At 67.8% G+C, this 24,203-nt stretch carries 25 protein-coding genes; 12 read left to right on the top strand and 13 right to left on the bottom strand.

Going from position 1 to position 24,203, the window contains the following annotated elements:
* Together Q4F73_RS05245 and Q4F73_RS05240 are read right to left on the bottom strand one after the other, a co-directional pair.
* Positions 1 to 1,181 (bottom strand): GTP-binding protein (locus tag Q4F73_RS05245; protein ID WP_303358303.1); only part of this gene is annotated, 1,181 nt, incomplete at its 3' end.
* 125 nt (positions 1,182 to 1,306) lie between these two features.
* Positions 1,307 to 1,876 carry a hypothetical protein gene (locus tag Q4F73_RS05240; protein WP_303358302.1) on the bottom strand — a complete coding sequence of 190 codons (570 nt, stop codon included), beginning with the start codon at positions 1,874 to 1,876 and terminating at the stop codon, positions 1,307 to 1,309.
* A 269-nt stretch (positions 1,877 to 2,145) separates the two neighbouring features.
* Between Q4F73_RS05240 and Q4F73_RS05235 the strand changes: the two genes are divergently transcribed.
* From Q4F73_RS05235 to Q4F73_RS05200, 8 genes are all read left to right on the top strand, one after another.
* Positions 2,146 to 2,820, top strand: a complete 675-nt coding sequence (locus Q4F73_RS05235; protein WP_303358301.1) for a hypothetical protein — start codon at positions 2,146 to 2,148, stop codon at positions 2,818 to 2,820.
* 5 nt (positions 2,821 to 2,825) lie between these two features.
* Positions 2,826 to 3,371: a DUF402 domain-containing protein gene (locus Q4F73_RS05230; protein ID WP_303358300.1), complete on the top strand. Its 546-nt coding sequence runs from the start codon at positions 2,826 to 2,828 to the stop codon at positions 3,369 to 3,371.
* Positions 3,372 to 3,448: 77 nt separating this feature from the next.
* Positions 3,449 to 3,610 carry a hypothetical protein gene (locus Q4F73_RS05225; RefSeq protein WP_303358299.1) on the top strand — a complete coding sequence of 54 codons (162 nt, stop codon included), beginning with the start codon at positions 3,449 to 3,451 and terminating at the stop codon, positions 3,608 to 3,610.
* 16 nt (positions 3,611 to 3,626) lie between these two features.
* The gene (gene arsC, locus Q4F73_RS05220) at positions 3,627 to 3,971 is read left to right on the top strand and encodes an arsenate reductase (glutaredoxin) (protein ID WP_303358298.1); all 345 of its coding nucleotides are present in this window, start codon (positions 3,627 to 3,629) and stop codon (positions 3,969 to 3,971) included.
* A gap of 99 nt (positions 3,972 to 4,070) precedes the next feature.
* Positions 4,071 to 5,723: an NAD-dependent epimerase/dehydratase family protein gene (locus tag Q4F73_RS05215; protein ID WP_303358297.1), complete on the top strand. Its 1,653-nt coding sequence runs from the start codon at positions 4,071 to 4,073 to the stop codon at positions 5,721 to 5,723.
* A 6-nt stretch (positions 5,724 to 5,729) separates the two neighbouring features.
* Positions 5,730 to 6,914 (top strand): zinc-dependent alcohol dehydrogenase, encoded by a 1,185-nt coding sequence (locus Q4F73_RS05210; protein ID WP_303358296.1) that lies wholly within the window; start codon positions 5,730 to 5,732, stop codon positions 6,912 to 6,914.
* 101 nt (positions 6,915 to 7,015) lie between these two features.
* The gene (locus Q4F73_RS05205; protein ID WP_303358295.1) at positions 7,016 to 7,177 is read left to right on the top strand and encodes a hypothetical protein; all 162 of its coding nucleotides are present in this window, start codon (positions 7,016 to 7,018) and stop codon (positions 7,175 to 7,177) included.
* The gene (locus Q4F73_RS05200; RefSeq protein WP_303358294.1) at positions 7,177 to 7,632 is read left to right on the top strand and encodes a CinA family protein; all 456 of its coding nucleotides are present in this window, start codon (positions 7,177 to 7,179) and stop codon (positions 7,630 to 7,632) included. The genes Q4F73_RS05205 and Q4F73_RS05200 overlap by 1 nt, the downstream gene beginning before the upstream one ends.
* 8 nt (positions 7,633 to 7,640) lie before the next feature.
* On the opposite strand, the gene Q4F73_RS05195 is transcribed toward Q4F73_RS05200, so the two are convergent.
* The 7 genes from Q4F73_RS05195 to Q4F73_RS05165 all read right to left on the bottom strand — a co-directional run bounded on the left by Q4F73_RS05195 (position 7,641) and on the right by Q4F73_RS05165 (position 14,772).
* Positions 7,641 to 8,057: a CBS domain-containing protein gene (locus tag Q4F73_RS05195; protein ID WP_303358293.1), complete on the bottom strand. Its 417-nt coding sequence runs from the start codon at positions 8,055 to 8,057 to the stop codon at positions 7,641 to 7,643.
* Positions 8,058 to 8,121: 64 nt separating this feature from the next.
* Complete coding sequence (locus Q4F73_RS05190) at positions 8,122 to 9,783, bottom strand: ABC transporter ATP-binding protein (RefSeq protein WP_303358292.1); 1,662 nt, start codon at positions 9,781 to 9,783, stop codon at positions 8,122 to 8,124.
* Positions 9,780 to 10,787: an ABC transporter permease gene (locus tag Q4F73_RS05185; RefSeq protein ID WP_303358291.1), complete on the bottom strand. Its 1,008-nt coding sequence runs from the start codon at positions 10,785 to 10,787 to the stop codon at positions 9,780 to 9,782. Before Q4F73_RS05185 ends, Q4F73_RS05190 begins: the two co-directional genes overlap by 4 nt.
* Entirely contained in the window at positions 10,780 to 11,706 is a 927-nt protein-coding gene (locus tag Q4F73_RS05180) for an ABC transporter permease (protein ID WP_303358290.1), read from the bottom strand. The genes Q4F73_RS05185 and Q4F73_RS05180 overlap by 8 nt, the downstream gene beginning before the upstream one ends.
* 100 nt (positions 11,707 to 11,806) lie before the next feature.
* Positions 11,807 to 13,423, bottom strand: a complete 1,617-nt coding sequence (locus Q4F73_RS05175) for an ABC transporter substrate-binding protein (protein ID WP_303358289.1) — start codon at positions 13,421 to 13,423, stop codon at positions 11,807 to 11,809.
* Positions 13,424 to 13,604: 181 nt separating this feature from the next.
* Positions 13,605 to 13,901 carry a DUF2218 domain-containing protein gene (locus Q4F73_RS05170; protein ID WP_303358288.1) on the bottom strand — a complete coding sequence of 99 codons (297 nt, stop codon included), beginning with the start codon at positions 13,899 to 13,901 and terminating at the stop codon, positions 13,605 to 13,607.
* A 10-nt stretch (positions 13,902 to 13,911) separates the two neighbouring features.
* Positions 13,912 to 14,772, bottom strand: coding sequence for a 2-dehydropantoate 2-reductase (locus tag Q4F73_RS05165; protein ID WP_303358287.1), 861 nt, complete (start codon positions 14,770 to 14,772; stop codon positions 13,912 to 13,914).
* A 58-nt stretch (positions 14,773 to 14,830) separates the two neighbouring features.
* On the opposite strand from Q4F73_RS05165, the gene Q4F73_RS05160 reads away from it, so the two are divergent.
* Positions 14,831 to 15,769, top strand: coding sequence for a DUF808 domain-containing protein (locus Q4F73_RS05160; protein ID WP_303358286.1), 939 nt, complete (start codon positions 14,831 to 14,833; stop codon positions 15,767 to 15,769).
* Positions 15,770 to 15,806: 37 nt separating this feature from the next.
* Positions 15,807 to 16,991: a chloride channel protein gene (locus Q4F73_RS05155; RefSeq protein ID WP_303358285.1), complete on the top strand. Its 1,185-nt coding sequence runs from the start codon at positions 15,807 to 15,809 to the stop codon at positions 16,989 to 16,991.
* Here Q4F73_RS05155 and zupT read toward each other — a convergent pair.
* Positions 16,981 to 17,787 carry a zinc transporter ZupT gene (gene zupT, locus Q4F73_RS05150; protein ID WP_303358284.1) on the bottom strand — a complete coding sequence of 269 codons (807 nt, stop codon included), beginning with the start codon at positions 17,785 to 17,787 and terminating at the stop codon, positions 16,981 to 16,983. The genes Q4F73_RS05155 and zupT overlap by 11 nt on opposite strands.
* A gap of 38 nt (positions 17,788 to 17,825) precedes the next feature.
* Here zupT and Q4F73_RS05145 point away from each other — a divergent pair, with 38 nt between their 5' ends.
* Positions 17,826 to 18,884, top strand: coding sequence for a biotin/lipoate A/B protein ligase family protein (locus Q4F73_RS05145; protein ID WP_303358283.1), 1,059 nt, complete (start codon positions 17,826 to 17,828; stop codon positions 18,882 to 18,884).
* A gap of 4 nt (positions 18,885 to 18,888) precedes the next feature.
* The gene (locus Q4F73_RS05140; RefSeq protein ID WP_303358282.1) at positions 18,889 to 21,213 is read left to right on the top strand and encodes an excinuclease ABC subunit UvrA; all 2,325 of its coding nucleotides are present in this window, start codon (positions 18,889 to 18,891) and stop codon (positions 21,211 to 21,213) included.
* Between the two features lie 7 nt (positions 21,214 to 21,220).
* Here Q4F73_RS05140 and Q4F73_RS05135 read toward each other — a convergent pair whose 3' ends face one another.
* The 3 genes from Q4F73_RS05135 to Q4F73_RS05125 form a co-directional block, all read right to left on the bottom strand.
* Complete coding sequence (locus Q4F73_RS05135; RefSeq protein ID WP_303358281.1) at positions 21,221 to 21,988, bottom strand: SDR family NAD(P)-dependent oxidoreductase; 768 nt, start codon at positions 21,986 to 21,988, stop codon at positions 21,221 to 21,223.
* Between the two features lie 133 nt (positions 21,989 to 22,121).
* A complete protein-coding gene (locus Q4F73_RS05130) occupies positions 22,122 to 23,390 on the bottom strand; it encodes a cytochrome P450 (protein ID WP_303358280.1) in 1,269 nt (422 codons plus the stop codon).
* Between the two features lie 27 nt (positions 23,391 to 23,417).
* Positions 23,418 to 24,203, bottom strand: a 786-nt coding sequence (locus Q4F73_RS05125; protein ID WP_303358279.1) for a BCCT family transporter, incomplete at its 5' end; no start/stop codon positions are given.

The following is a 24,203-nucleotide window of genomic DNA, read 5'->3' as shown; positions in this document are numbered from 1 at the left end:
GCCATCTCGCCGCGGCCCTGGACCTCCCAGGCGTCGGGGCGCTCGGTGGGCAGGACGCGGATGGAGACGTTACCGATGAGCTCCTGGTCGAGGCGGGCCTTGACCATGCGGGCGGTGAGCTTGTCGCCGCCGCCGCGGCCGGCCAGCGGGGAGGTGTTGACGCCGATGGTCATGGAGATGGCCGGCTCGTCGACGGTGATGCGCGGCAGGGCGACCGGGTTCTCCGGGTCGGCGAGGGTGTCGCCGATCATGATCTCGTCGATGCCGGAGATGGCGGCGATGTCACCGGCGATGACCTCACCCTCGGCCGGGACGCGGGTGGTGCCCACGGTGCGCAGCAGCTCCGCGATGCGGACGTTCTTGGTGTGGGGCTGGCCCTCGTCGTCGTAGTGGATCCAGGCGACCTGCTGGCCCTTCTTGAGGGAACCGGCGTGGACGCGGACCAGGCCGATACGGCCGAGGAAGGAGGAGGAGTCGAGGTTGGTGACGTGCGCCTGCAGCGGGGCGTCGACCTCGGCGGAAGGCTCGGGGAGGACGTCGTAGATGACGTCGAACAGGGCCTGCAGGTCAGCGGCGTCGGGGGCGTTGCCGTTACCGGGGTTCTCGGTGGAGGCCTTGCCCTCGCGGCCGGAGGCGTAGAGGACGGGCAGGTCGAGGAGGGTCTCGGCGGCGGCCGCGGCCTCCTCGTCCTCGAGGCCGGAGGCCAGCTCGAGGAGGAGGTCCTGGGAGTCCTCGACGACTTCGTCGATACGCGCGTCGGGACGGTCGGTCTTGTTGACGAGGATGATCACCGGCATCTTCGCGGCCAGGGCCTTGCCCAGGACGAAGCGGGTCTGCGGGAGCGGGCCCTCGGAGGCGTCGACAAGCAGCACGACACCGTCGACCATGGACAGGGCGCGCTCGACCTCGCCGCCGAAGTCGGCGTGACCCGGGGTGTCGATGACGTTGATGATGAGGTCGCTGCCGTCCTTGCCGGCCCCCTTGCGACGCACGGCCGTGTTCTTGGCCAGGATGGTGATGCCCTTCTCGCGTTCGAGGTCGCCGGAGTCCATCACGCGGTCGGTGACACCACCGTGGTCGTCGAAGACACCGGACTGCTCGAGCATGGCGTTGACGAGGGTGGTTTTGCCATGGTCGACGTGTGCGACGATGGCGACGTTGCGGAACTCAGGATGGGACACGAGTGGGCTGCTCCTATAAAAAGGGGTCGCGCCCGCGTGCAGAGCGGGGACGCGATGTATGAACAGCCCCTGACAATACTCGCAATCAGAAGGTGGTGCACCATCGAGTGTCCGGGAACACGCCGCTAGGCGGGGCACTCCGGAGCGAACTCGTCGAGGCGCACGATCTCGTCGATAAGCGGATCCTCGTTCATCTCCCTATCGGGGTTCCACACGTTGATGATTCCCTCCCCCGGTTCCAGTGCCTCCAGGTCGGTGCGGGAAGCGGCCTCCTGCCGGATGACCTCGATTTTCCGCGAGACGCTGCCATCGCTGCGCGGGTCGACGATCATGATGTGGTCCGGGTTGGGCGGTTCCGTCAGGGGCTGCTCCGCGCGCCAGGGCGCCTGCGGATGGCTGAGGTTGACCTCGAAGCGCCCCGACTGCGGCGAATCGGTGACGATGCGGCCCAGTGTCGGGTTGGGCTCTCCCCCGAGCAGCTCGCGGCCCTGGACGATCTCCACGGCGTTGACGCGGTAGTCACAGGCCTCGATGTGGGCGATGACGTCACCGGCCTCGTTCATGCCCAGGGCGAGTCCCCCGCGATAGTCGTAGTCGTTCATGTCGACGAGGTTGCCGCACGCGCTCAACCCCAGCCCCGCCGGGATGAGCGCGAGCACCATGATCCCGGTGCCCCGCACGCGATGTCCGCTCATGTTCGCCGACTCTACCAGCGGATTCGCCACCAAATCCCCGCGAATGTAACGAAAGCGTCTCGGCCCGCGAAAGAACAAGTAACCGGGATTTCTCCATTCCGGTTGATTCTGTCACGCAAGTGAATATTGTTGGGTAGCGAAACTACTGTTACTCAAGTTGCAAATGTGACTGCCACGCCGCAGGGCGGGCCGTGACACGCGCAACATCGCCGCCAGAGACCACCCCGGAAGAGAGCCTGTCAGTGGGAGATACCGCACACAGCACCCCGATGAAGAAGCTGTGCACCGCCTTCATCGCCGCCGCGTTCGCCACCTCCGGCACCCTCGTCGCCGCCCCCGCGGCCACGGCCAGCCCCCTTCCGGACCTCTCCAGCCACAACCCACTTGACGAGCTCGGTCGCCCGACCCCGCGCACGCAGGCGGAGATCCGCACCCTGGCCAACCAGCCGTGGATGCCCGCCGACGTCCGCAACGTCTTACTGTCCGCCCTGGCATTCACCGCCGGGGAGGACGGGGACGGCGGCCCGGATCTGCCGGATGACGCACCGTCGTTCACGCAGTTCTACTGGCCGACCGTGTCGGGCTCCTGCATCGGAGGCGACCTCGACGCCGTCGGCACCGCGATCGCGGTCCCCGGCCCCGCCGAGATCCCGGCACCGGGCGCGGACGGCGGGCAGACCGCCTTCGTCTTCACCGCCCTGGGCACCGCTCCGGCGGCCGCCGCGCAGGGTGGAATGCACGTCAACTGGGTCAACATCAACACGCTGCAGCACGGGGCAGTCCCGCTGGGCAACCACGGCATCAACCCGGAAGGACCGGCCACGCTGTCCGGAACCGCCGAGACCGGACACGGCACCGTCGTGGCCATGGTCTCGGGCCGGGTCCACACCGCCGACGGCCCCTGCGATTTCATCCCGACTGCTGCGATCATCGACGCGAGGTAACAGGCATGACCACTGATCTGCACCCGGTCAAGGAAGAAACCTTCAACACCACCGACCGGATCAACATTGACCCGAAGGGCCACCTCCGCGAGGTGGACACCTACCAGGTGACCGATTTCGGCCTGTACATGGCCCGCGGCGCCAATCACCCGCGCTTCGGCTACCTGGAGTCGTGGCTGCTGCCGAAGCTCGGCCTGCGCGCCAACATCTTCCACTTCCGCGACGGTGTCGAGGAACGCCAGGACTTCTACTTCGACGTCGCCGACATCCACGTCGCCGACGGCGTCTGGTCCACCCGCGACCTCTACGTCGATCTCGTCTCGGTCACCGGTGAGCCCATCGACGTGCAGGACATCGACGAGCTGGCCGCCGCCACCTCCGCCGGACTCATCTCCGCCGAGGACGCCGAACGCGCCATCGACACCACGCTGACCGCCGTCGAAGGCATCACCCGCCACCGTGACGACGCCATGGAGTGGCTGCGCACCCTCGGCATCGAGCTGACCTGGGCCGACAACGTCACCCTCGTCCCCGCCGAACAGGCGAAATAGTTACCCACTCGTTGTGATCCACGCCACGCCCGCGCGGTAGGTTGAACAGTATCAACCCTGCGAGGAAAGGACCGATCATGACCGAGAAGAAGCACACCTGGGAGTTCCCCGAGGACAAGCCCTTCACCCACAACCACCCGGAGGATGTGGGCAAGGAGACCCGCGAGCAGCGCGAGGACCTGCCGGAGGAGTGGGGCCAGGAGTCCTTCCCCGCCAGCGATCCACCCGCCAACTACTGACGGCTAGGGTTGTGGCATGGACACGACCATCTACCACAACCCCCGCTGCTCCAAGTCCCGTCAGGCACTGGACTACCTGCGCGAACGCGGCATTGAGCCCGAGATTGTCCGGTACCTGGAGGTGACACCGGGCGTCGATAAGCTTAAGGAGCTTATCGACGCCGCAGGCATCACCGTCCACGATGCCGTGCGCACGCGCGAGCCCGCCTACCGGGAACTCGGACTCGGGACTGATACCCCCGACGAGGAGCTGCTTGCGGCCATGGTGGCGCATCCGCGCCTCATCGAGCGTCCTTTCGTGGTCACGGACAAGGGCGTGCGAATCGCCCGCCCCACCGAGGCCATCGACGACATCCTCTGACCCCGCGGCCCCCTCACCAGCCTCAACCCATCGCATGCTTGAAATGTGATGGGTTTTCCCGTTTCCTCGGCAGTAGACCCCCAACGAAGGAGAAACACCATGAAGGTCGTCATCGTCGGCGCCACCGGAAACCACGGAACTGCCGCCCTGCGCGCTCTGCGGGATACCCCGGAGATCACGGAGATCGTCGGAATCGCCCGCCGACTACCCGCCGAGGACCAACCCCCCTATGACGCCGCCACCTGGCATTCCATCGATATCGCCGGGGCCACGAGCGCCGAGGAGGCCATCGCCGCACTCGCCGACGCCTTCGCGGGCGCGGACGCCGTCATCCACCTGGCTTGGATGATCCAGCCCAATGACCGCCGCGAACTGCTGCGCCGCGTCAACGTCGAGGGCACCGAGCGTGTCACACGTGCCGTGGCGCAGGCGCACGTCCCCCACCTGGTCGTCGCCTCCAGTGTCGGCGCCTACGCCCCCGATGAGGCCCGCGGCGAGAGCTCCGATCCGCCGCTGCGCGATGAATCCTGGGCCACCGGTGGCATCGAGTCCTCCCACTACAGCGTGGACAAGGCCGCCCAGGAGGAGATCCTCGACCGTTTCGAGGCCGCCCACCCGGATGTCACCGTCACCCGCCTGCGCCCCGGCCTGACCTTCCAGGGTGATGCCGGTTCGGAGATCCAGAACTACTTCCTCGGCACTCTCGTCCCCGTCCAGGCGCTGCGGGCCGGCAATTTGCCCGCCCTGCCCGTGCCGAAGGGTATTCGCCTGCAGGCCGTCCACGCCGATGACCTCGGCCGGGCGTATGCCGCGGCGATCGTCACAAAGGTCGGCGGGGCCTTCAACATCTGCGCCGACGATGTCCTCGGCTCCCAGGAGCTGGCCGATATCGTCGACCACGGTCGTTTCCTCGAACTGCCGCCGGCCGTCGTCCGCGCCGGACTGGTCGCCGCCCACAAGGCAGGCACGGTCCCGGCGGACGCCGGATGGCTGGACATGGGCATGCAGGTCCCGCTCATGGACAACTCCCGCGCCGCCGTCGAACTCGACTGGCGCCCCCGTGTCTCGGCCGCCGACGCCCTCGCCGAACTGCTCGAGGGCATGATCGAGGGCCGCGGGCTGCCCTCTCCCCCGTTGCGCCCGCGCGAGAAGGACGAGCGCCTCAACCCGGCCGCGGGGGTAGCCGCCGGCGAGGGTGCGGACGCCGGTGCCGGTTCCGCAGCCGGTGGTGAGGAGGCCATCCCCGAGCACTACACGAAGGACCTGCTCGAGCTCTACCTCTCCGATCACCTCACCGGTGCCACCGCCGGCGTCAACCGCATCGAGCGCATGGCGCAGGACTACGTGGACACCCCGATGTTCGCCGAACTGTCGTCGGTGGCCGATGAGATCCGCTCCGACCGCGAGCTGCTGCGCAACGTCATCGAGGACCTCGGGCTGGCCCGCAAGCCCTACCGCCAGGCTGTCGCCTGGGTCGGTGAGCGCGTGGGGCGCCTCAAGCTCAACGGACGCATCCTCGAGCGCTCCCCCATGACGATGCTGCTGGAGGCGGAGATCATGCGCTCGGCCATCAACGGCAAGCTGGGCGGTTGGGAGACCCTGCGCGAGCACGCTGACGGCCTCGGCCTCGACCCGCAGGTGTTCGCGGACCTCATCGACTCCTCCCATCGCCAGCTGGAGACGATCGAGAAGGTCCATGCCTACGCCCGCGAACGCGCCCTGCGCGACAACCGCGACACCTTCTGGGACTGATCAGCGATGAGAGCAGTCACCTGGCAGGGAAAACGCACAGTCAGTGTCGAGACGGTCCCGGATCCGGGACTCAAGACCGCCACCGACGCCATCATCGAGGTCACCTCCACCGCCATCTGCGGCTCTGACCTGCACCTCTACGAGGTCCTCGGCCCCTACATGGACGCCGGCGACATCATCGGGCACGAACCCATGGGTCGGGTGGTGGAGGCGGGCAGCGCCTCGGGCCTCCAGGAGGGTGACCGCGTGGTCATCCCCTTCACCATCGCCTGCGGCCACTGCTGGATGTGCGACCGGAAGCTGTACTCCCAGTGCGAGACCACGCAGGTCCGGCGCGAGGGCTCGGGTGCCCGGCTGTTCGGATACTCACGCCTCTACGGTTCCGTCCCCGGTGCCCAGGCGGAGTACCTGCGTGTACCCCACGCGGACTTCGGGGCCATCCGGGTCGGCGAGGACCTGCCCGACCACCGCTACCTCTTCCTCAGCGACATCCTGCCCACCGCCTGGCAGGGCGTGCGCTACGCCGGGGTCGGCGACGGTGACACGCTCGCCGTGTTCGGTCTCGGGCCCGTCGGGCAGCTGGCCGCCCGCATCGGCCGCCACCTGGGCGCGCGGGTCTTCGGTATCGATCCGGTCCCGGAACGCCGCGCCATGGCGGCCCGCCACGGGGTGGAAGTCTTTGACCTCACGGATGAGACCAACGACGCCATCCGCGATGCCACGCAGGGACGCGGCCCCGACGGGGTCGTCGACGCCGTCGGCATGGAGGCCCACGGCTCCCAGGTGGGCAAGGTCGCCCACACGGCTGTCGGCCTGCTTCCCGACGCCCTCGCCCGCCCCCTCATGGATTACGCCGGCATCGACCGCCTCGGCGCCCTGCACGCCTCGATCGATCTCGTTCGCCGCGGTGGCACCGTCTCCCTGAGCGGTGTCTACGGTGGGCAGGCCAGCCCACTGCCCATGCTCACCCTCTTCGACAAACAGATCCAGGTGCGCATGGGACAGGCCAACGTCAAGGCGTGGATCGATGATCTTCTGCCCCTGGTCGAGGATCCGTCCGACCCCCTCGGCGTCGACGACCTGGTCACCCACCGCCTGCCCTTGGAGACCGCGCCGGAGGCCTACGAGATGTTCCAGAAGAAGACCGACGGCTGCGTCAAGGTCGTCCTTGACCCGCGGAAGTCTCCCTGAGTGTCCGGGCCCGGCGGTCAAAGACCTCCCGCCGGCGCCCGCAGATGGCTAGAATTGCATGCACAGAGTGACGCCCGTCACCCTCAACGAAAGGAAGCGCCATGACCGACCCCCAGAACCCCGATCTCGACGACACCCGCTTCGCCGAGGAGACCGACCCGGGCGCCAAGCCCGGCAAGCGTGAGGAGGCCTGCGAGGACGCCCTGGTCGACCAGTTCGAGAAGGAGTCCTTCCCGGCGTCCGACCCGCCGGCCAACTACTGATGACCGAAGCGCAACACGTCGCAGACCTCGCCACCGCCCACGGTTACACCGTGGCGGTGGCGGAGTCGTTGACGGGCGGCACCCTCTCCGCTGAGCTGGCCGCGACACAAGGTTCCTCCGACTGGTTCGCCGGGGGCATCGTCGCTTATCAGACGCGGACCAAGGTCGAGGTGCTCGGTGTTCCTGCGGGATGCCCGGTCATCTCCGCCCAGTGCGTGACGACGATGGCCTCCTCCCTGGCCGACCTGCTCGGTGCCGATGCCGTGGTGGCCGTCTCCGGGGCGGGCGGCCCGGAGGGCCAGGACGGGCAGCCGCCGGGAACGACGTGGTTCGCCACGCTCGTGCGGGGTCGGGCCCGCACCGAGCGGCGGCATTTCCCGGGTTCCCCCGAGGACGTGCTGGCGGCCTCCCGGGATACCGCCCTGCGGCTGCTCGCCGCGGAGATGGCGGAGTAGACCTGGGCCTAGTCCTCGGACACGCTCTCGAGGAAGTCGCCGACGGTCGAATCCGGCATGGAACGGGCGATGTCGGCCTGCGCCAGCATGCCGACCAGTTCGGTGCCGTCAACGACCGGCACGCGGCGGATCTGGTGCTCCTTCATGGTGGCGAGCACCTGCTCCGCGGAATCATCGGGGGATACGGAGACGACGGTGCCGTCGGCAAGCTCGCCGGCCGTGACCGTCGTGGGATCCTTGCCCTCGGCGAGCGCGGAGACGACGATGTCGCGGTCGGTGACGATGCCCACGATGGCGCCCTCCCCGTCGACGACGGGCAGCGAGCCGACGTCGGCGTCACGCATGTGACGGGCCGCCACCTCGAGGGTGTCGGCGGAGTCGACGGTGACGACATCGGGGCTCATGAGATCTCGTGCGGTGTTCATGTCAGGCCTTTCGGTGTGTTGGTGGGTGACAAGTAGCAGCCTACCTGTAACCCACGTCACACCGTCAGTGGCCGACGAGACCCAGGTTCTCTCCCGTACCCAGTTCGATGTTGAGGCCGGGCACCGAATTGATGAGATCCCGGGTGTACTCCTCCTTCGGATCCGCGAAGACCTCGTCGGAGGTGCCCTGCTCGACGACCGCACCCTGCTTCATCACCACGATGTCATCGGCGGTCTGGCGGACCACCGCCAGGTCGTGGGTGATGAACAGGTAGGACAGATCGAGTTCCTCCTGCAGCTCGGCGAGCAGTCGGATGATCTGGTTCTGCACGAGCACGTCGAGGGCGGAGACCGCCTCATCCAGCACCAGCACCTCGGGCCGCAGCGCCAGGGCGCGCGCGATGGCGATGCGCTGGCGCTGACCACCCGAGAGCTCGTTGGGGAACCGCCGCATGGCCGAGCGCGGCATGGCCACCATGTCCAGCAGCTCCGCGACCCGCTCCTCGCGCTCCTTACGGCTGCCCACCTTGTGCAGGGCCAACGGCTCCTCGATGCAGCGGTAGATGGAGAACATCGGGTCGAGGGATCCGTAGGGGTTCTGGAACACGACCTGCATCTTGCGGCGCATCTCGAACAGCTCCCGGCTGCTCAGCGTCGACAGGTCGGTGCCGTGGAAGAACACTTTGCCGTCGGTCGGGTCCAGCAGGTTGAGCACCATGTTCGCCACGGTGGACTTGCCCGAACCGGACTCGCCCACCAGCGCCAGTGTGGTGCCCTTGCGCAGGGTGAAGGAGACGTCGTCGACGGCCTTGTTCTCACCGAAGATCTTGGTGAGGTTCTCGACGCGGATGACCTCCTCCGTCTTCTCCCCGCGGCCCTGGGCCACCAGCTCGGTGGACTCGACACCGGCGGCCAGGGCCGACTGGATGCGGGCAGAGGCCAGCGAGGGCGCCGCCTTGACCAGTCGCTGGGTGTAGGGGTGCTGCGGATCGCGCAGGATCTGCAGGGAGGGGCCGGACTCGACGATGCGTCCACGGTGCATGACCACGAGGTGCTCGGCACGCTCGGCGGCCAGGCCCAGGTCGTGGGTGATGAACAGCACGGCGGTGCCCAGCTCCTCGGTGAGCCCCTTGAGGTGATCGAGGATGCGCTTCTGCACGGTCACGTCGAGGGCCGAGGTCGGCTCGTCGGCGATGAGCAGCTTGGGGCGGGCGGCCAGGCCCATGGCGATGAGCGCACGCTGGCGCATACCGCCGGAGAACTCGTGGGGGTACTGGCGGGCCCGACGCTCGGCGTCGGGAAGACCCGCCTCCTCCAGCAGTTCCGCCACGCGCGGACGGACCGCAGAGCCCTTGGCCACGTCGTTGGCCTTGAGGGACTCGCCGATCTGGGTCCCGATGCGCCACACCGGGTTGAGGTTCGACATCGGGTCCTGCGGAACCAGGCCGATGTCGGAACCGCGGAACTTCTGCATCTCCTTGTTGCTCAGACCGGTGATGTCCTGGCCGTCGAAGATGATCTGTCCGCCGGTGACCTTGCCGGTGCCCGGCAGCAGGCCGAGGATCGACATGGCGGCGGTGGACTTGCCGGAGCCGGACTCACCGACGATGGCCACGGACTGTCCCGGGTAGATCGTCATGTTGATGCCGCGGACCGCCTCGACGACGCCGGTGGAGGAGGTGAAGGAGATCTGGACGTCCTTCATCTCGAGAAGTGGGGTGCTCATCGCTTCCTCGCCTTCGGATCGAGGGCGTCGCGGACGACGTCACCGAGCATGATGAAGCTCAGGACGGTGAGCGCGAGCGCCATGGCCGGGTAGAACAGGACCATCGGCTTGGTTCGCAGGGAGGCCTGCGCGGCGGAGATGTCTCCACCCCACGACACGATGGTCGGTGGGAGACCGATACCCAGGAAGGACAGGGTGGCCTCCGCGACGATAAAGGTGCCCAGCGCCACGGTGGCGTAGACGATGATCGGGGCCGCCGCGTTGGGCATGATGTGGCTGGAGAGCATCTTCATGCGGGAGGCTCCCAGCGCGCGGGCGGCGGTGACGTACTCCTCGTTCTTCACGCTCATCACGGCACCACGGGTGATACGCGCGATACTCGTCCAGCCGAAGAGTCCGAGGACCAGCACCACCGTGATGATCGTGCGGTAGTCCTTGAACATCTGCATGACGACGATGGCGGCCAGCACCAGCGGGATGGCGAAGAACACGTCGGTGACGCGGGAGAGGATCGAGTCGAGAATGCCGCCGAAGAAGCCGGCGAGCGAACCGATGACGGTGCCGATGAGAACCACCAGCGCGGTGGTGAGGATGCCCACGGCGACCGAGGCGCGCGCCCCGTAGATGGTGCGGGCGAAGATGTCACAGCCCTGGCGGTCGAAGCCGAAGGGGTGGCCCGGCTGGGGATCGCCCAGCGAGTTGGCCAGCACGCAGGAACGCGGGTCGACCGAGGTGAACAACTGCGGGAACAGTGACATGAGCACCGCCACGAAGATGAGCACCGCGGATACCCAGAACAGGGGACGACGACGCAGGCTGCGCCACGCCTCGCCCCACATGGAGGCGGGTGCGGACTCGTCGGCGACGGCGTCGACGGCACCGAGGCCGGTCTCGTCGGTCTCGGCGATGAAGTGGTCCTGCCCCGGGCGCGGGTGCAGGCGGTTGCCGGCGAGGATGTCGTCTTCGCCGGCCGGGTTGGCGACGTTTCTGTTGATGTCAGGCATAGCGGATCCTCGGGTCGAGCACGGCGTAGATCAGGTCCACGATGAGGTTGGCGATGATGTAGACGATGACGAGGACGGTGGTAAACGACACCACGGTCGTCGGCTCGCCCTTGATGATCGCCTGGTAGATGGTGCCACCGACACCGTTGATGGCGAAGATGCCCTCGGTGACGATGGCGCCGCCCATGAGCGCTCCCAGGTCGGCGCCGAGGAAGGTGGCGACGGGGATGAGCGAGTTACGCAGCACGTGGCGGCCCATGACCTCTCCGTTGCCCAGGCCCTTGGCGCGGGCGGTACGGACGTAGTCGGCCCGGAGGTTCTCACTGACCGACTGGCGGGTCAGGCGGAGTACGTAAGCGAACGACACCGCACCGAGCACCACCGCGGGCATGAGCAGCGATGTGAATGTCTCTCTCGAGCCGACGGTGACCGGGAGTATCCCCCATTGCACGCCGACGACGAACTGCAGGACGAAACCGATGACGAAGCTGGGCACGGCGATGACGATGAGCGACATGACCAGAACGGTGGAGTCGAAGATGCCGCCGCGGCGGACACCGGCGATGACACCGAAGATGATGCCGAAGATCGCCTCGAAGGCCAGCGCCATGAGTGCGAGCTTGATCGTGACCGGGAAGGCCCGGGCCATGACGTCGGCGACGGGCTGTCCGGAGAAGGTGGTGCCGAAGTCGAGGGTGAGAATTCCCTTGAGGTAGAGCAGGTACTGGACGATGAACGGCTTGTCCAGGTTGTATTCGGCCTCGATGCGGGCGCGGGCAGCCTCGGACAGGCCGCGGTCACCGCCCAGTGCCTCGACGGGATCGCCGGGCATGAGGAAGACGAGTGCGTAGATGAGCAGCGTGGCACCGAAGAACACGGGGATCATCTGGAGCAGTCGTCGCCCGATATAGCGCAACATAACTAGTCCTTGTGGGTGGATGGCAGGCAGACAGGCAGATACCCGCGTGACGCGCTGTGCGCCTCGCGGGTATCAGTCATCACAGAGGATCAGCGTAGCGCTAGTTCTTCGTGATGTTGTAGTAGACCGGCACGGACTTCCAGGAGAAGACGACGTTGTCGACGTTCTCGGAGTAGCCGCCCGCGACGTTGGAGTACCACAGCGGGATGGCCGGGAGATCGTTGAACAGCATCTCCTGGGCCTCGTTGTACAGGCCGGATGCCGCCTCCGGGGAGTCGGACGCAGCCGCCTCGGCGAGCTTGGCGTCGAAGTCCGGGTTGGAGTAGTCACCGTCGTTGGAGCCGGCGCCGGTGCCGTAGAGCGGGCCGAGGAAGTTACCCGCGGACGGGTAGTCGGCCTGCCAGCCGGTACGGAAGGCGCCCTCGATGGTGCGGTTGGTCACGTCATCGCGCAGGGACTTGAAGTCCGGGTACGGGTTGCCCACGGCCTCGATGCCCAGGGTGTTGCGGATGGAGTTGGTCACCGCATCGACCCAGGCCTGGTGACCACCGTCGGAGTTGTAGGACAGGGTGAACTCGCCCTCGAACGGAGCGATCTCATCGGCCTGTGCCCACAGCTCCTGGGCCTTCTCCGGGTCGTAGTCGAGGACGTCGTTGCCCACGATGTCACCGTCGTAGCCCGGCAGAACCGGCGAGGTGAAGTCGGTGGCCGGGGTACGGGTGCCCTGGAAGATCGTGTCGGTGATCTCCTCGCGGTTGATGGCGTGGGACAGGGCCTGACGACGCAGGACGCCCTCCTCGCCGCCCCAGTGCTCGAGGCTCTCCGGGATGGTGAAGGACTGGAAGACGGCGGACGGCTGGTTGACGGCGCGGTCGCCGAGCTCATCCTCGAAGGTGGAGAAGGCGATGTCCGGGATGGCGTCCAGGGTGTCGAGGTTGCCGGCCAGCAGATCGTTGTAGGCCGCGTCCTGCTGGGCGTAGAAGACGAACTTGATGCCGTCGTTCTGCGGGGTGCGCTCACCCTCGTAGGACTCGTTCGGGACGATGGTGGCGTCCTGGTTGTGGTTCCACTCGAGCAGCTTGTAGGGGCCGTTGCCGTTGGGGCTCTCACCGAAACCGGCCTCATCCTCGCGGGCCTCGTCCGGCAGCGGGTAGAAGGCGGAGTAGCCCAGGCGCTGCGGGAAGTCGGCCTCCGGCTGGTTGAGCTCGATGGTGAAGGTCTTGTCGTCGACGACCGCGAGGCCCTCCATGGACTCGACACCCTCCTCGTAGCCGAGGATCGGCTCGAAGAAGTAGGCGGAGAGGTGGGAGTTGGCCACTGCGTGGTTCCAGGTGTCCACGTAGTGCTGAGCGGTGATCTCGGTGCCGTCCTCGAAGGTCCAGCCGTCCTTGAGGGTCACGCGCCAGGTCTTGTCACCCTCGAGCTCGATGGACTCGGCCATCTCGTTGTGGATCTCACCGTCGGCGTCGTAGTAGACGAGGCCGGAGTAGATGAGGTCGACGATGTTGCCGCCGCCCACCTCGTTGGTGTTCGAGGGGATGAGCGGGTTCTGCGGCTCGGTGCCGTTCGCGAGGACGTAGTTGTCGCCGCCGGTGGCGCCGTCGCCGGACGCTGCACCGTTGCCGTTGCCGTTGTCATCGGAATCGGTACATGCGACGAGCCCGAAGCCGAGCGTGGTGGCTGCGAGCAGAGCGAGGGTCTTCTTGCTGAGTGCCATGTGGCGGACCTCCAAAAGATAAACGGACAGAAGTTAATCTCCCGTTAACGTTACAGGGTGACATCCATCACCCTGCACTTGTGATGAGAGCGTTACCACTAGGTTACGTAGGGGAAAGTAGTTCATGTCACCTTTTACCCTGCTCACCGGGTTTTCGTCCGGAAGTCCCAGACAGCAACACTCACCCCCGCGTTACCCCCGCGCGCTTCCAGTCGGCCGTCTCGTCGAGGTCCGCGATGCGCCGCCCCACAGACTCCTCCCACTGCGCGACATCGGCGGCCGCGCACTCCAGGTGCACCAGCAGCACCCCGTCGCCGGCGATGAGATCCACCACCGCGCCGCTGCTGAAGGTGACGTGCCCACGCCCCTCCTCCGCCCACCACTCGGTGGTGGCCACCTCGTCGAAACGGGACACCAGGGACTTGGCGAGGCGCCGCGGCTTCTCGCATCGGACACGGGCGGTCGAGGACGTGGTCATGGCCCCGAGATTACCCCAGCACCCCGTAGAGCAGTTCATGCAGCGGGACCTGCACACCGCGTCGGCGCGCGATCCGACACACCGCCCCCACCTGGGCATCCAGCTCGTTCGGGCGCCCCGCCAGCAGGTCACGGTGCATGGAGCTGGTGGCGTCTGCGGGCATGCGGTCGGCGAACGCCAGAATGCGCTCGACGGCGTCGTCGCCAAGCGGCACTCCCTGCGCCCGGGCCGTGGCGGCGACCTCGCCCATGAGCGCGGCGAGGCTGGGACGCAGCCGGGTGCGCAGTTCCCCGAGTGGGGCGCGCGCCGCCGCACCCAGCGCACCCGTGGGGATCACGTACATCGCCTTCTCCCACAGGTCGACGTCGATGTCCTCCCGCGCGGTGGCGTCGATGCCGGCCGCACGCAGGGCCGCGACGAACTCTGCCACCCCACCGGCGCCGAGGTCGTAGGAGATGGGCCCGCCATGGAACTCCACCCGGCCCGGACCCGTGTGATGGAAGTAGCCGCGCACCACCCCGGGTCGGACCCGGTCGGCGCCGACCAGTTCCGCCACCAGGTCGGGCACCTCCACGGAGTTTTGGGTGATGGCCACCAGGGCGTGCCCGGGCAGGCCGTCGAGAAGCTCCGGCAACGATGTCTCGGCGGTCACCTTGACTGCGAGCAGGAGGATGTCGATGTCGCCGGCGTCGGCAAGCTTATCGACGACCTCCACCGGAATCGGCGGCGCATCGTTGAGGCGCAGCCCCTCCGCACGCAGGACACGCAGTGTTTCCCCGCGGGCGATGAACACCACCTCATGGCCCGCCTGGACCAGGCTGCCCCCGAACCAGCCTCCGACCGCTCCGACACCCAGCACCGCAATTCTCATGGCGTCATCCTAACGGGCGTATCATTCGGTCATATTTCCGGAATGAAAGGTGCCCCTCATGGCCGGTGGCCTGCTTGCCCTCCTCGACGACGTCGCCCTCATCGCCCGCGCCGCCGCTGCCAGCGTCGACGACGTCGCCGCCGCAGCCGGCAAAACATCCATGAAGGCCGCCGGCGTCGTCGTCGATGACGCGGCCGTGACCCCCCGCTTCGTCACCGGTGTCCAGCCGGCCCGCGAACTGCCGATGATCTGGCGGATCACCAAGGGATCGCTGTTCAACAAGCTCGTCCTCATCCTCCCCATCGCGCTGCTGCTGTCGTGGATCGCGCCGTGGGCGCTGACCCCCATCCTCATGATCGGCGGCACCTACCTCTGCTTCGAGGGCGCCCACAAGATCCTCCACAAGATCCGCGGCCACAAGGGAGACGAGCACAGCAACGCCGCCGGCGTCGACAAGACCCCCGCCGACGAGGACAAACTGGTCAAGGGTGCCATCACCACCGACCTCATCCTCTCGGCGGAGATCATGGTCATCTCCCTCAACGAGGTCGCCGACCAGCCCATGGCCTTCCGCGCCGCCGTGCTCGTCGTCGTCGCGCTCGGCATCACCGCGCTCGTCTACGGTGCCGTGGCGATCCTGGTGAAGATGGATGACATCGGTCTCCACATGGCCGAGCGCGGTGGGGCCGGCGCCGGTTTCGGACGTGGGCTCGTCCACGCCATGCCGAAGGTGCTGTCCGTCATCGCCGTCGTGGGCACCTTCGCCATGCTGTGGGTCGGTGGCCACATCATCGTCGTCGGTCTCGAGGAGTTCGGCCTGACCTGGCCGTACGAGTTCATCCACGGCCTGGAGGTGGCCGCCGGTGGCGGCTTCCTCGGCTGGGTGGTCAACACCTTCTTCTCGCTCATCGTCGGCCTGCTCTGGGGCCTGGTCGTGGCCCTCATCGTCGACGGTGTCAAGGCTGCGACCGGCAGGAACAAGGCCGCCGCCCACTGAACGGGTGCCCGGGCGCACCCCGGGTTACCCTGAATATATGTTCCGCTCCCTGGCAGCCCTGGCAGCCCTGGCACTGGTGGTCTTCACCGGTGGCGTGGCTGCCGGACTCATCGGCGGGGCCATGGCGTGGCTGGTCCACCGCATCCATGCGCTGGTCGGTGACGGCCCCCTCCACCCCGTGGCGGCGGCCGCCATCGGCGGTGTCCTCGCCGGTCTCGGCTGGTGGTGGCTGCGGCGCAGCGGCCCGGTGCGCAGTGTGGAGGAATCCGCCACCACCGACACTCCCCTGCCGCTGGGACGCACGACCTGCGACGCGCTGCTGCAGCTGCTCGCCGTGGGCTCCGGTATCTCGCTGGGCCGGGAGCAGGCGCCGCGGCAGGCCTCCGCCGCCGTTCTCGACCGCGTCTCCCGTCTCGTGCGCCTCGACGAGGAGCACCGTCGCCTGGTGGTCGCCGCCGCGGCGGGTGCCGGCCTGGCCGCGGTCTACAACGTGCCACTGGCCGGCATCCTGTTCACCCTCGAGGCCCTGCCGGTGCGCCGCAGCGCACGCTCCGTGCTCATCACGGTGACGATGTCCGGGCTGGCCACCGTCACCGCCTGGCCCCTGGTGGGCAACCATTCGGTCTACTGGGTCCCCGACTCCCCCTTCGACACCCTCGTGCTGTGGATGCTCCCGCCCCTGCTGCTGGCCTCCGTGATCGTCGGCCGCTACTTCCTGGCGCTGATCCGCTCCGCCCACACGTGGAAGGTCATCGATCCCCGCTGGCTGCCGCTCAGTGTCGGCGCCGCCACCGCCGGGGTGGTCACGGTCTCCCAGTTCCTGCCCGGGGTGACCGGCAATGGCGAGGACATCGTGCGCGCCGCCCTTGATCCGGTCACCCTGCTCCCCCTGTTGCTCACCCTGCTGCTGGTCAAGCCCCTGCTCACCGCAGCGTCCCTGGGTTCAGGCGCACTGGGAGGCACGCTCACCCCGGCCCTGGCGGTCGGGGCGGCGCTGGGGGCCGTGGCCGGGGTGCTTGTCGACGCCGCCCCCGCCACCATCCCCGTCCTCGCCGTCCTCGGCGCCGCGATGGTGCTGGCGATCATCCAGAAGGCACCGCTGTTCGCAGCCGCCATCGCGTGGGAGCTGACGTGGGCTCCGCTGTGGGTGATCCCTCTCCTTGTGGTCGGGACCCTCGGTGCCTCCTGGCTCGCCCACCGCGTGGGGAGGGCTACATCATGAGCAGCAGGGAGGCGGCCATGACCGCCATGCCGAGGATGACGCCGTAGATGGCGGTGTGGTGGCGGCCGGTGGCCACCGCGGTGGGCAGCAGCTCGTCGAGGCAGATGAAGACCATGATGCCGGCGATGGCCGCGAAGGCCAGGCCGAGCGTCGCCGGTCCCATGAAGGGCATGAGCAGGGCGAAACCGATGAGCGCGCCAGCGGGCTCGGCCATGCCGGACAGTGTCGCCCAGCGCAGGGCCTTGCGCCGCGAACCGGTCGCCTGCCGGATGGGGACGGCCACGGCCACGCCTTCCGGAATGTTGTGGATCGCGATCGCCACGGCCACCGGGATCGCGATCGTGAGATCCTCCAGGCCGGCGATGAAGGTGGCGAAGCCCTCGGGGAAGTTGTGGATGGCGATGGCCCCGGCGGTGAACATGCCCATCTTCATCATCCGCCGCCGTTGGGCGGCCTTCTGCGGGTCCTCCCCGATGCCGCGCTCGTGCGGATTGATCGGCTCCGGGACCAGCCGGTCGATAAGCGCGATCACCGCGATGCCGGCGAAGAACGCGGCCACCGCCGCCCACGCCCCGGGTCGCTGCCCCCACGCCTCCTCGAGTTCCTCGAAGGCCTTGGGCAGGATCTCCATGAAGGAGACGTACAGCATCACGCCCGTCGAAAAGCCCAGTGCACCGGCCATGAATCGCTTGCCGGGGTTGTTCTTGGCCACCGCGATGAGTCCACCGATACCCGTCGCCAGACCCGCGAAGAAGGTGAGTCCGAAGGCGGTGAGGATGGTGGGGAGGTCGTACATGGGTGCTGACTTTACGCGGTGGGCTACCGTGGGGCAGTATGCACCAGCACTTCGAGATCAAGGTCCCCGGCGGCAAGCTCGTCGTCGCCGATGTTCACAGCACCGACGGCCGCATTGAGAACGCGCAGATCTCCGGGGACTTCTTCCTCGAGCCGGATGAGGCCTACGGGGCGCTCGGCCCGGCGTTGACGGGGGCGTCGATAAGCGAGACGACGGACGAGCTGCAGGCGCGTCTCGACGCCGCCCTGGCCGACATCGACGGCCTGGCCCTGCATGGTTTCAGCACCCGGGATGTCGCCGTGGCCGTGAAACGTGCGGTGTCCGGCGGCACCGACTTCACCGACCATTCCTGGGAGGTCATCCACCCCGGTCCCCTGCCGACCAAGCTCAACGTGGCGCTCGACGAGGTCATGCTCGACCAGGTCGCCGCCGGGCAGCGCGGGCCGACATTGCGGTTCTGGGAGTGGGAGGACAAGGCGACGGTCATCGGCTCCTACCAGTCCTATGTCAACGAGGTGAACCAGGAAGGCGTGGACAGGCACGGGATCCAGGTGGTGCGGCGGATCTCCGGCGGTGGGGCGATGTTCATGGAGGGCGGCAACTGCATCACCTACTCCCTCTACGTCCCGGAATCGATGGTCGCGGGGCTTAGTTACGAGGATTCCTACGCCTACCTCGATCAATGGGTGCTCGGCGCGCTGGCCCGGCACGGCGTCGACGCCTGGTACGAGCCGATCAACGACATCACCTCCACCGGCGGCAAGATCGGCGGGGCGGCGCAGAAGCGTCGGAAAGGCGCCGTCCTGCACCACGCGACGATGAGCTACGACATCGACGCCGACAAGATGATGGAGGTCCTGCGCGTCGGCAAGGTGAAGCTCGCGTCGAAGGGCCTGCGTTCGGCGAACAAACGCGTCGATCCGCTGCGGCGCCAGACCGGTGCCCCGCGGGAGGAGATCATCGCGACGATGATCACCGAGTTCAGCAACCGCTACGGCGCGGTTCCGGCGGAGTTGAGCGATGCGGACCTCGCCGTCGCCGAGACACTCGTGGAGGAGAAGTTCGGTACGGAATCCTGGACTCATCACGTACCGTGATCGCATGAACCATGATGTGATCCGCGTGACCGGCGCGCACGTGAACAATCTCCGCGGCGTTGACGTGGAGATCCCCAAGCGCCAGCTGACCGTCTTCACCGGCGTGTCGGGCTCCGGTAAGTCCTCGCTGGTCTTCGGCACCATCGCGGCCGAATCCCAGCGCCTGATCAATGAGACCTACTCCACCTTCGTCCAGGGATTCATGCCCTCCCTGGCCCGCCCGGACGTCGACCGCCTCGAGGGCATCACCACCGCCATCATCGTCGACCAGGAGCCCATGGGAGCCAACTCCCGCTCCACGGTGGGCACCGCCACCGACGCCACCGCCATGCTGCGCATCCTGTTCTCCCGCATCGCCGAGCCCTCGGCGGGCGGACCGGGTGCGTACTCCTTCAACGTGCCCTCCGTCTCGGCCGCCGGTGCGATCGCTGTGCAGGGTGGAAAGAAGGAGAAGGTCGAGTTCAAACGCACCGGCGGCATGTGCCCCGAGTGCGAGGGCACCGGCCGGATCTCCGACATCCTGCTCAGCGAGCTTGTCGACGACTCCCTTACCCTCAACGACGGCGCCATCCTCGTCCCCGGCTACAAGGTCGACGGCTGGGCGTGGAAGACCTTCGCCGAGACCGACCTGGTCCCGGCCGATGTGCCGGTCGGTGACTTCACCGCCGAGCAGCGCGAGATTCTGCTGTTCTCAGAGCCGCGGAAGGTGAAGTTCAACGGCTTCAACTACACCTACGAGGGCCTGGTGCCGCGCGTGGAGAAGTCCATCCTGAGCAAGGACCGCGACTCCATGCAGAAGGCGATGGGCGAGTTCGTCGACCGCGCGGTCACCTTCATCGCCTGCCCCTCCTGCGGCGGCACCCGCCTGGCCCAGCACGCCCTGGATTCCCGGATCCAGGGAAAGAACATCGCCGAGCTGTGCGCCATGGAGATCCGCGACCTGGCCGAGTGGATGCAGGGGGTGGCGGACAAGTCCGTCGCCCCGCTTATCGACGCCCTCCAGGAGACCCTGGCCAACTTCGTCGAGATCGGCCTGGGCTATCTCACCCTCGACCGCCCCGCCGGCACCCTGTCGGGTGGTGAGGCGCAGCGCACCAAGATGATCCGGCACCTCGGCTCGGCGCTGACGGACGTCACCTACGTCTTCGACGAGCCCACCGCCGGCCTGCACCCCCATGACATCCAGCGCATGAACTCGCTGCTCCTCGAGTTGCGGGACAAGGGCAACACGGTGCTCGTCGTCGAGCACAAGCCGGAGACCATCGCCATCGCCGACCACGTCATTGACCTCGGGCCCCGCGCCGGCCGCGACGGTGGCCTCGTGCAGTTTGAGGGCACGGTCGAGGGGTTGCGGGGTTCGGACACCCTCACCGGCCGACACCTGGACGACCGGGTGTCCCTGAAAACCTCCGTCCGGGCGGCGACGGGTGCGATCGAGGTGCGTGGGGCGGACCGCAACAATCTGCGCGATGTCGACGTGGACGTCCCCCTCGGCGTGCTCAGCGCGATCACCGGTGTGGCAGGCTCCGGCAAGTCCTCGTTGATCGCGGAACTGCCACGCTCGGAGACCACGGTCTTCGTCGACCAGTCCCCCATCCGCGGATCACGCCGCTCCAACCCGGCGACCTACACCGGGGCGCTGGAGCCGATCCGCAAGGCCTTCGCCAAGGCCCACGGCGTCAAGCCCGCCCTGTTCTCCCCGAACTCCGAGGGGGCGTGTCCCAACTGCAAGGGGGCGGGTGTGGTCTACGTCGATCTGGGCATCATGTCCGGCGTCGACCTGCCCTGTGAGGTGTGCGAGGGGCGACGCTTCGACGAGGCGGTGCTGGATTACGAATTCGGCGACCGCAACATCGCCGAGGTCCTGCAGATGCCCGCGGCGGAGGCCGCCGAGTTCTTTACCGCCGCCGACTCCAAGGTCCCGGCGGCGGCGAAGATTTGCGGCCGGCTGGTCGATGTCGGCCTCGGCTACATCACCCTCGGCCAGCCGCTGACCACCCTGTCCGGTGGTGAGCGCCAACGCCTCAAGCTGGCCTCCCACCTGGCTGAGAAGGCGACGGTGTTCATCCTCGACGAGCCCACCACCGGCCTGCACCTGGCCGACGTGGACATGTTGCTCGGCCTGCTCGACCGCATGGTGGACGCCGGGAAGACCGTGGTGTGCATCGAACACCACCTGGCGGTGGTGGCACACGCCGACCACGTCATCGACCTGGGACCCGGCGCGGGTTCCGACGGCGGCGAGATCACCTTCACCGGCTCCCCCGCCGAGATGGTGGCGGACGGCACCACACTCACCGGCCGCTACCTGGCGGAGTACGTGTCCTGACCCGGTTCTAGCCTGCCGCCCAGCCGGCGTCGACGGGGATGATCGCACCGTTGACGTTGGAGGCCGCATCGGAGAGCAGGAACACGATGGGCGCGGCGAGCTCCTCCGGCTCAGCGTTGCGGATCGCACTCTGATGGATCGGGGTGATCGCCGTCAGGCCATTGGCGGGATCGACCTGGGTCTCCGCGGCGGAGGTCTCCATGATGTTGGTGGCCACCCCACCCGGGGCGACGAGATTGCAGCGGATGTTCTCCCGCCCGTAGGTGTAGGCGGTGTTCTTCGTCAGGCCGGCCACGCCGTGCTTGGAGGCGGTGTAGGCGGCGCCGGCGGCGGCACCGCGCAGGGAGGCCGCGGAACCGAGGTTGACGATCGCCCCGCCACCCGCGGTCAGCATGTGCGGAATGACGGCGCGGGTGAGCAGGAACGGCGCGGTGAGGTTGATGCGGATGCAGCGCTCCCACTGCACGTCATCGGTGGTGGCGGCCCCGGCGAACTGGTCCATGATGCCGGCGTTGTTGACCAGGCCGAGGCGGCCGCCGGTGGCGACGGCGTCGTCGACAAGCTTATCGACGACCCCCTGATCCGAGATGTCACCGATGGCGGCGGTGGCCTGCCCACCGGCGTCGGTGATCTCCGTGACGACGCCGTGGGCGGTATCGGAGATGTCGGCGACGAAGACATGCGCCCCGCGCTCGGCGAGCTGGAGGGCGGTGGAACGGCCGATGCCGGAACCGGCACCGGTGACGATAATGGTCTGACCAGCGAAATCCTTCATGATGGTTCCTGTCGTTGCGGGGATGAGGTGCCCTGACAAGTCTAGGAACCGGCCGGTCCCCTGGTCTGTCCCGCCGCCTCCTGCTACAGGTGGTGACCAGGGATTATCCGCCGTTCGGCGGCACCCCCGGGGGTCAGGCGCCGTGCACGCGCACACCCGTGGCCGGGCGGGTGAGCATCGTCGTCCACGGGAAGGTGAGGTCCTCGACGTCCTCGGAAATCTCCACGGTGGGTCGGGTGAGCAACGCCACGGCCCCGGACAGCGCGGCGACGGCGATCTTCTCACCCGGGCAGCGGTGACCGGAGTAGACGTCCGCCCCGCCCTGCGGGATGAAGGCCTCGAGGGACTCGGCGTCCTCCACGCCGTCGAAACGCATGAAACGCTCCGGGTCGAAGGAGGCGGCGTTGTCCCATTCCTGCGGGCTGGTGAGCGTGCCCACGAAATCGAGCAGGACGCGCTGGCCCTTCTTCATGGGGCAGCCGGAGACCTCCGTGTCCTCGGTAAGCAGGCCGGGCAGCATGGGGACGAAGGGGTAGGTGCGGCGGACCTCCTGGGCGAAGGCGACCGCCTCGCGCACGCCGGTCAGCTCGCCGTCGGCGGCCTCGCGGATGCGCTGCGCCCACTCGGGGTTTTCCACCAGTGCGGTGGCGGCGAAGGCCGCGAAGCGACCGACGGCGACAGTGGGGCGGGTGAGGTTCTGGAGTTCGACACCGGCGACCTCGGCATCGACCAGCTCGCCGTCGACGCCCCGCAGGTCGGCGATGTGGGCGAGGACGGAATCGGCGGGCGCCTCGATCTCGCCCGCGCGGACCTGCTCGATGAGACCGGTGGCCCACTTGTTCAGGCGCTGGCGCTCGAAGGCGGCGATCGGATTGGTCTTCAGGTCACCGAAGGTGTCCAGCAGGCGGTTCATCTGCTTGGCGCGGGTGTCCATCTCCTCGTCGGACATGGGGATTCCCGCCCAGCGGAAGGCGGCGCGACCGAAGGCGATGGCGGTGTCCTCGTGGACGGTGCCGCCGTCGGCGATCCAGCGGCGGTGGGTGTTCTCCAGCTCATCGCCGACCAGGTCGGCGAAGTCGGCGACGCGGGCGTCGTCGTAGGCCAGATCGGCCATGGCCTTCTTGCGCACCAGGTGCTCCTCGCCGTCGAGGGTGTGCACGGCCCCGTTACCGAACAGCGGCACCTGAATGAACTTCGGCATTGCCCCGTCGCGCTTGATGCGGGAGGAGTCGTAGAAAAGACGCACGCCCTCTGCGCCACGCACCAGGTGGGAGGTCTTTCCCAGCAGGGTGAGCGATACAGGGGCGTGCGAGGTGGCGGCGACTCCGGCCTTCTTTCGGAGGCGGGAGGCGAAGAGGTAACCGGAGCGGAGGAAGGTCAGGGCTTGTTCAGAAAGGGTCATGCCCCCAACCTACACATGCGCCGGTTGTTATTGACGGGCCTCGGGCTCCGTCTCCTCGACGATCTTCACCTCGTAGTCGTTGCCGTCGGCGTCGGCGTCGATCCCGTCCTGCTGCCGGGAGTACTCCTCCAGCACGGCACCGACCACCGCCGGGTTGATGGCGGTGTCGTCGTTGTCGTCCGGAATATGGTGGATCGGGCCGATCGGCTCCGGGGACGGCGCCTGCTCGAGCTCCTCCCACTCCTCGGGCGTTTCGGCGCGCGACCACTGGCGGGTGACGATGGGCACCGGGGCACCGAGGTCGTTGCGCAGGGCGACACCGAGGCTGAACATCATGATGAAGCCCATGACGAAGAACGGCAGGCCGATGACGATAATGATCTGCTGCAGCGCGGAGAGTCCGCCTTCACCGGTGGCGGCCAGGAGCACCGCGGCGACCGCACCCATGAGCACGGCCCAGGTCACCTTCTGGTGGGTCGGGGCGAAGGCCGGCTCCTTACCGGAGGCGATCATGTCCGTGACCATCGCCGCCGAGTCGACGGAGGTGGTGAAGAAGACGACCACGATGAGGATGCCCAGACCCGACACGAAGGTGGCGGCCGGGTAGTTGGACAGGAACTCGAACAGCGCGCCCGGGATGTCGCCCTCCACGGCCACGCGCTCCACCAGGCCACCGTCCTGCTCCTCGATGAGGAAGGAGGAGGTGCCGAAGGCGCCGAACCAGATCATGGAGAACGCCACCGGCAGTCCGAGGACACCGGCGACGAATTCACGGATGGTGCGGCCACGGCTGATGCGCGCGATGAAGATACC

The sequence above is a fragment of the Corynebacterium sp. genome (genome assembly GCF_030535495.1).
GTDB lineage: Bacteria > Actinomycetota > Actinomycetes > Mycobacteriales > Mycobacteriaceae > Corynebacterium.
The sequence above is the reverse complement of the archived record's forward strand: the minus strand, read 5'-3'. Positions and strand labels throughout refer to the sequence as shown.

Excerpts from the sequence above, each read along its gene's own strand:
- Q4F73_RS05240 (WP_303358302.1), bottom strand. The coding sequence starts at position 1,876 with ATGAGCGGACATCGCGTGCGGGGCACCGGGATCATGGTGCTCGCGCTC.
- Q4F73_RS05235 (WP_303358301.1), top strand. The coding sequence starts at position 2,146 with ATGAAGAAGCTGTGCACCGCCTTCATCGCCGCCGCGTTCGCCACCTCC.
- Q4F73_RS05230 (WP_303358300.1), top strand. The coding sequence starts at position 2,826 with ATGACCACTGATCTGCACCCGGTCAAGGAAGAAACCTTCAACACCACC.
- Q4F73_RS05225 (WP_303358299.1), top strand. The coding sequence starts at position 3,449 with ATGACCGAGAAGAAGCACACCTGGGAGTTCCCCGAGGACAAGCCCTTC.
- arsC (WP_303358298.1), top strand. The coding sequence starts at position 3,627 with ATGGACACGACCATCTACCACAACCCCCGCTGCTCCAAGTCCCGTCAG.
- Q4F73_RS05215 (WP_303358297.1), top strand. The coding sequence starts at position 4,071 with ATGAAGGTCGTCATCGTCGGCGCCACCGGAAACCACGGAACTGCCGCC.
- Q4F73_RS05210 (WP_303358296.1), top strand. The coding sequence starts at position 5,730 with ATGAGAGCAGTCACCTGGCAGGGAAAACGCACAGTCAGTGTCGAGACG.
- Q4F73_RS05205 (WP_303358295.1), top strand. The coding sequence starts at position 7,016 with ATGACCGACCCCCAGAACCCCGATCTCGACGACACCCGCTTCGCCGAG.
- Q4F73_RS05200 (WP_303358294.1), top strand. The coding sequence starts at position 7,177 with ATGACCGAAGCGCAACACGTCGCAGACCTCGCCACCGCCCACGGTTAC.
- Q4F73_RS05195 (WP_303358293.1), bottom strand. The coding sequence starts at position 8,057 with ATGAACACCGCACGAGATCTCATGAGCCCCGATGTCGTCACCGTCGAC.
- Q4F73_RS05190 (WP_303358292.1), bottom strand. The coding sequence starts at position 9,783 with ATGAGCACCCCACTTCTCGAGATGAAGGACGTCCAGATCTCCTTCACC.
- Q4F73_RS05185 (WP_303358291.1), bottom strand. The coding sequence starts at position 10,787 with ATGCCTGACATCAACAGAAACGTCGCCAACCCGGCCGGCGAAGACGAC.
- Q4F73_RS05180 (WP_303358290.1), bottom strand. The coding sequence starts at position 11,706 with ATGTTGCGCTATATCGGGCGACGACTGCTCCAGATGATCCCCGTGTTC.
- Q4F73_RS05175 (WP_303358289.1), bottom strand. The coding sequence starts at position 13,423 with ATGGCACTCAGCAAGAAGACCCTCGCTCTGCTCGCAGCCACCACGCTC.
- Q4F73_RS05170 (WP_303358288.1), bottom strand. The coding sequence starts at position 13,901 with ATGACCACGTCCTCGACCGCCCGTGTCCGATGCGAGAAGCCGCGGCGC.
- Q4F73_RS05165 (WP_303358287.1), bottom strand. The coding sequence starts at position 14,772 with ATGAGAATTGCGGTGCTGGGTGTCGGAGCGGTCGGAGGCTGGTTCGGG.
- Q4F73_RS05160 (WP_303358286.1), top strand. The coding sequence starts at position 14,831 with ATGGCCGGTGGCCTGCTTGCCCTCCTCGACGACGTCGCCCTCATCGCC.
- Q4F73_RS05155 (WP_303358285.1), top strand. The coding sequence starts at position 15,807 with ATGTTCCGCTCCCTGGCAGCCCTGGCAGCCCTGGCACTGGTGGTCTTC.
- zupT (WP_303358284.1), bottom strand. The coding sequence starts at position 17,787 with ATGTACGACCTCCCCACCATCCTCACCGCCTTCGGACTCACCTTCTTC.
- Q4F73_RS05145 (WP_303358283.1), top strand. The coding sequence starts at position 17,826 with ATGCACCAGCACTTCGAGATCAAGGTCCCCGGCGGCAAGCTCGTCGTC.
- Q4F73_RS05140 (WP_303358282.1), top strand. The coding sequence starts at position 18,889 with ATGAACCATGATGTGATCCGCGTGACCGGCGCGCACGTGAACAATCTC.
- Q4F73_RS05135 (WP_303358281.1), bottom strand. The coding sequence starts at position 21,988 with ATGAAGGATTTCGCTGGTCAGACCATTATCGTCACCGGTGCCGGTTCC.
- Q4F73_RS05130 (WP_303358280.1), bottom strand. The coding sequence starts at position 23,390 with ATGACCCTTTCTGAACAAGCCCTGACCTTCCTCCGCTCCGGTTACCTC.